Here is a 5,123-nt window from a genome sequence, read left to right on the forward strand (position 1 = left end):
CGGAAACCGCACCGAGCCCGCCACAGCCTTCGGCGCCGGTGGCGATGCTGCGTGCCGTGCCGAGCAGCCAGCCCGAGACCATGTCTGTCGGGCGGATCGAGCCAAAACCGGCGGAAGCCCTAAAGCCGCTCGTCCCGGTCAATACGGTCAATGATATCGTCAACCTCGCCACCGAGAAACGCGATCCGAAGCTGAAGGCGATGGTGCGCACCTTCCTGCGCCCCGTGCGGATCGAAGCCGGCCGGCTCGACGTCAGCCTGGCTCCCGGTGCGCCGACGACGCTGCTCAACGAGCTTGCCGTCAAGCTGAAGGAATGGACCGGCATCCACTGGATCGTCAGCCTCAGCCGCGACGAGGGCCAGCCGACGCTTGTCGAAGCGGAGGCCAGGACCCGGGAACAGCATGTGATCGACGCGCGCCAGGACCCTGACGTGGCGGCAATCCTTGCGCATTTTCCGGGTGCCAAGATCATCGACGTGCGCGTCCGGGCGCCCGAACCGGAGGAGGAAGGCGAGGCGACGCCGCCGGCCGCCGCCGAATCCGAGGAAGGTGACATCCTGCCCGGCGACGACATAGAATTCTAAAGTTTCAACAAGGAGCGAGACGATGCGCGACATCATGGGCATGATGGGCAAAGTCAAGGAAATGCAGGCCAAGATGGAGCAGATGCAGGCGGAGATCGCCGAGCTCACGGCCGAAGGCAAGGCGGGCGGCGGGCTCGTCGCCGTCGTCATATCGGGCAAGGGTGAGCTGAAGAGCCTGAAGATCGATCCGTCGCTGTTCAAAGAAGACGATGTTGAGATCCTCGAGGACCTGATCGTCGCCGCTCACAAGGACGCCAAGGACAAGGCCGAGGCGCTGGCCGCCGAGAAGACCAAGGCCCTGACGGCCGGCCTGCCGATCCCGCCCGGCTTCAAGCTGCCGTTTTGATCTATACGCCACGTATGCCCGGTGGTCAGCGGCCGGCTTCCAACAACGCTCGAAGCTTGTAGTGGATCGGTGAGGCGAGATATCGCGCCCGGTCCGCCTCAGAAAGCCTCCGGCCGAAAGTTTTCATCAGCTCCGGCATCGTCACCTTCTCCCCCGTAAAGAGTCGATGGTCGACTGGCATTCCGGCCTCGGCCACACCGCCTTTGATGACGCGGCAATAGATGCCGGGACGGGCGGCGGCGGCGTAGCGCGCGACGAATCTCGGATCGGCCATCCTGGCGGCGAAGGTGGCGCAGGGAATGCGGCATGACGTGACTTCGAGGACGAAATCGCCGGCGACGAATCGGTCGCCGACTGCGACGTCGCGATTGTCGAGATGCGATATCACCATGTTCTCGCCGAAAGTGCCGGGCTCATAAGGCCTGCCGAGCTCCCTGCTCCACCAGTCGAGTGTCAGCGATCCCTCGACATACACAGCCTGGTCGACGCCGCCATGGTGTTTGCGGTTGCAGATCGCATCGCCGACAAGACCTTCGGCGTCGATCACCACGGCGCCATTGACGGCATGTTTGAAGATGCCGGTCTTGTAGCTCTTGCCGGGCAGTCTTTCGGGATTGCCGGTGCACAAGGCCAGGATTTTCATGAGACGGGCAATCCTTCCGCGATTCCGTTTCCGTTCCATATCAGCTAAGAACGGCGCATGGCAAAACGAGTCACCGGCCCCGAAATCGAAAAACTCATCCAGCTTCTGGCGAAGGTGCCGGGCCTCGGGCCGCGCTCGGCGCGCCGGGCGGCACTGCATCTGATCAAGAAGAAGGACCAGCTGCTCGGCCCGCTGTCGAATGCGATGGGCGAGGCCTATGACAAGGTGAAGATCTGCTCGCGCTGCGGCAATGTCGATACGGTCGATCCCTGCATTGTCTGCACCGACACGCAACGCGATCAATCCGTCATCATTGTCGTCGAGGACGTATCGGATCTCTGGGCGCTGGAGCGGGCAGGCGCGATGAACGCCGCCTATCATGTGCTCGGCGGCACGCTGTCACCGCTCGACGGGGTCGGTCCTGACGATCTCAATATTCGTGGCCTGATCGACCGGGTCGGCGAAGGCGGCATCCGGGAACTGATCATCGCGGTCAACGCCACGGTCGAGGGACAGACGACGGCGCATTACATCACCGATCAGTTGCAGGGGCTCGACGTGAAGATCACACGGCTGGCGCATGGCGTGCCGGTCGGCGGCGAACTCGACTATCTCGACGAGGGCACGCTTGCGGCGGCACTTCGGGCGCGGACGGTGATATGAGAGGATTGTCTATGCCGAAGAGCACGGGGATATTCGCACTCGCGTTGGCGGCAGCTCTCTTGCCCCTCTCCTGTTACGCGGCCTCTTCGAAAGCCGATGTCGAGGCGCAGTTCGAGAAATGGGTGCAGAGCGACCTCTGGCCGGAGGCGAAGGCCAACGGCATTTCGGAGAAGGTCTTTCAAGCCGCTTTCTCTGGCATCACGCTGAACTGGAGCCTGCCCGATCTCGCTCCGCCGGGCTTCCCACCGCCGAAGGAACAGAAGCAGACGCAGGCCGAGTTTTCCTCGCCCGCTCCCTATTTCAACGAAGACCAACTGAAGAAGCTTGCCGCAACGGGACGCGGCTTTGCCGCCCAATATGGCTCGACGCTGAAGCGGATCGAAAAGACCTATGGCGTGCCGGGCTCGATCGTGCTGGCTATCTGGGGCCGGGAGACGGGCTTCGGTGCGGCGAAGATCCCGAATTCGGCGATCGAGGTGCTGGCGACCAAGGCCTTCATGTCGACGCGCAAGGAGATGTTCCGCACCGAGCTGGTGGCCGCACTCCATATTCTCGACGGCGGCGACGTGACACCTGCCAACTTCAAGGGTTCGTGGGCGGGCGCACTCGGCCAGCCGCAATTCATGCCGACGAGCTATCTGAAATATGCGGTGGATTTCGATGGTGACGGTCACCGCAATATCTGGACCTCGGTGCCCGATACACTCGCCTCGATCGCCAATTACCTGGTCAAAAAAGGCTGGCAGCGCGGCCGCGACTGGGGCTTCGAGGTGTCGATACCGGAGGCGGTCTCCTGCGCGCAGGAGGGACCCGATCTGGCAAAGCCGCTGTCGCACTGGGCCTCGCTCGGCATCGACCGCATCTCCGGCAAGGGGTTTCCCTCCGGCGAGATGAAGGCTGAGGGCATGATGCTGGTGCCGGCCGGCCGCGACGGACCGGAATTCATCGTCACCCCGAATTTCTACATCATCAAGGAATATAATAATTCCGATCTCTACGCGCTCTATATCGGCAATCTGGCCGACCGGATCGCCTATAATGGCGGCGCCTTCCAGGGCAGATGGGGCGATGTCGGCAAGATGCTGCGCTCGGATGTCGCCGCCATGCAGAAGGCGCTGGAACGGCAGGGCTATGATGTCGGCGGTTCCGACGGCCTGCCGGGCTACAAGACGCGGCGTTCGATCGGCCAGTGGCAGGCAAAGAACGGCATGAAGCCGACATGTTTTCCGGAGGCCACGATGAAGGGCAAGCTGAAGTAACCGGCTTCAGAGAGTGCGTTTCAAACCTTCATGGCTGGCGACGAAACCGAGCTTCTCGTAGAAGCGGATCGCATCCCCCCGCGTCTTGTCCGATGTCAGTTGCACGAGGCCACAGCCACGCTCGGCGCATTGGGCGATCGCCCATTCGATGAAGTGCGAGCCGAGGCCTGAGCCGCGAAGATCGCTTGCGACACGCACGCTTTCGATCTGGCCGCGCCACATGCCCGTCCTCGAAAGGCCTGGAACAAAACTCAGTTGCAGGCAGCCGACGACCCGATCGGCCGCATCGGTTGCGACGGCCAGAAGCTGATTGGCGTCCGTCTCGATCGCAGCGAAGGCCGAGAGATAACGCGCGTCGACGGGATCCGAAACGATCTCCCTGGTGCCGCCGAGATCGTCATCGGCCAGAAGCCCGACGATGGCAGCAAGATCGGACGGGCGGGCGAGCCTGAATTTGTACATGCTTGATCTATGCATAGCTGGTCTCAATGATGCAGATCGATCGGCGCCTTGTGGAAGACGTCGTCACCCGGTGGAATGGCCTGGCGTTCGATCATCCGGTGGACATGCAGCGGACCTTCGCCGCGGTGAAGCGCACGAAGCCTGTCGGTGTTTTCGGCATCGGCCTGCGTGCGCCGCTGGTTGTGTCTTATATATTCGACCCAGGTTGGCGTGTGGTAGGTTTCCGTCCAAAGGCTGGGGTTTTCGAGATCACGCATCAGCGCCCAGTTGCGGGCGCCGTCGCGGATGCGGATACGGCGGCGCTCGCCCATCAACTCCATGAACTCGGCAAGGTCCTCATCGGCAATCTCGTAATCGACCTGGATGACGATCGGCCCGCTGCGTGGCGTGATGTCGAGACTGAGGGCCGGCTCGGTGAAGCGGTTCAGCGGATCGAGGTTGAGCGAGGCGAAGGCCGGCATCGAAAAACGCAGGCCGATGGCGATGCCGAGCAGCATGACGACGGATGACATCAGCAGCGCATCGGCAACGCCATAGCGATCGGCGGCGACGCCCCACAGCCAGCTGCCGCCGGCGATGCCGCCGAAGGTGACGGTCTGATAAAGCGACAGCGCGCGGCCGACCACCCAGCGCGGCGTCGAAAGCTGAACGATGGTGTTGAAGAGCGAAAGTGCGGAGACCCAGCAGGCGCCGGAGACGAGCAGCCCGGCAGAGGTGAGGAGGGCACTCGGGCTGAAGGCTGCGATGACAGCACTCAGCGCAAAGCCGGCAAAGGAGAGGCGGATGATCATCTCGCTGGAAAGCACCTCGCGAAGCCTGGCATTCAGCACCGCGCCGCCGATCGCGCCGATGCCGAAGGCGCCGAGCATGAAACCATAGGTCAGCGGCCCGCCGGCAACGAGATCGAGGGCGACGACCGGCAGCAGCGCCAGGATCGAGCTGGCGCCGATGCCGAAGAGCAGCCCTCTGACAAGGACCTTTTCGAGATTGGGCGACATCGAGACATAACGCAGGCCGGCGAAGATGGCGCTGCCGAGTGCCTCCCGCGGCAGGGTCGAGACGGGCGCGGCTGGCCGCCAGCGCAGCAGGGCATAAATCAACGCGAAGTAACTCAGCGTGTTCACCGCGAAGGCCGCGGCCGCGCCGGCAGCCGCCACGATGACGCC

General features: G+C 63.2%; 6 protein-coding genes and 1 pseudogene. 4 read left to right on the plus strand and 3 right to left on the minus strand.

Going from position 1 to position 5,123, the window contains the following annotated elements; translation table 11 throughout:
• Both MOV76_RS38235 and MOV76_RS38240 read left to right on the plus strand, forming a co-directional pair.
• Nucleotides 1–584 (plus strand): annotated as a pseudogene (locus tag MOV76_RS38235) (DNA polymerase III subunit gamma/tau); the annotation flags it as partial.
• Nucleotides 585–606: 22 nt separating this feature from the next.
• The gene (locus MOV76_RS38240) at nucleotides 607–930 is read left to right on the plus strand and encodes a YbaB/EbfC family nucleoid-associated protein (RefSeq protein ID WP_003555794.1); all 324 of its coding nucleotides are present in this window, start codon (nucleotides 607–609) and stop codon (nucleotides 928–930) included.
• Nucleotides 931–955: 25 nt separating this feature from the next.
• Here MOV76_RS38240 and MOV76_RS38245 read toward each other — a convergent pair whose 3' ends face one another.
• Nucleotides 956–1,573: an MOSC domain-containing protein gene (locus MOV76_RS38245; RefSeq protein ID WP_131605387.1), complete on the minus strand. Its 618-nt coding sequence runs from the start codon at nucleotides 1,571–1,573 to the stop codon at nucleotides 956–958.
• Between the two features lie 57 nt (nucleotides 1,574–1,630).
• Between MOV76_RS38245 and recR the strand changes: the two genes are divergently transcribed.
• Together recR and MOV76_RS38255 are read left to right on the plus strand one after the other, a co-directional pair.
• A complete protein-coding gene (recR, locus tag MOV76_RS38250) occupies nucleotides 1,631–2,236 on the plus strand; it encodes a recombination mediator RecR (RefSeq protein WP_003555792.1) in 606 nt (201 codons plus the stop codon).
• 11 nt (nucleotides 2,237–2,247) lie between these two features.
• Entirely contained in the window at nucleotides 2,248–3,495 is a 1,248-nt protein-coding gene (locus tag MOV76_RS38255; protein ID WP_130718944.1) for a lytic murein transglycosylase, read from the plus strand.
• A gap of 6 nt (nucleotides 3,496–3,501) precedes the next feature.
• Here MOV76_RS38255 and MOV76_RS38260 read toward each other — a convergent pair whose 3' ends face one another.
• A complete protein-coding gene (locus tag MOV76_RS38260) occupies nucleotides 3,502–3,957 on the minus strand; it encodes a GNAT family N-acetyltransferase (protein ID WP_130769341.1) in 456 nt (151 codons plus the stop codon).
• Nucleotides 3,958–3,980: 23 nt separating this feature from the next.
• On the minus strand, nucleotides 3,981–5,123 hold a 1,143-nt coding region (locus MOV76_RS38265), incomplete at its 5' end, for an MFS transporter (protein WP_247266510.1).

The organism is Rhizobium sp. PRIMUS64, from assembly GCF_023006465.1.
Taxonomy (GTDB): Bacteria; Pseudomonadota; Alphaproteobacteria; order Rhizobiales; family Rhizobiaceae; genus Rhizobium; species Rhizobium leguminosarum.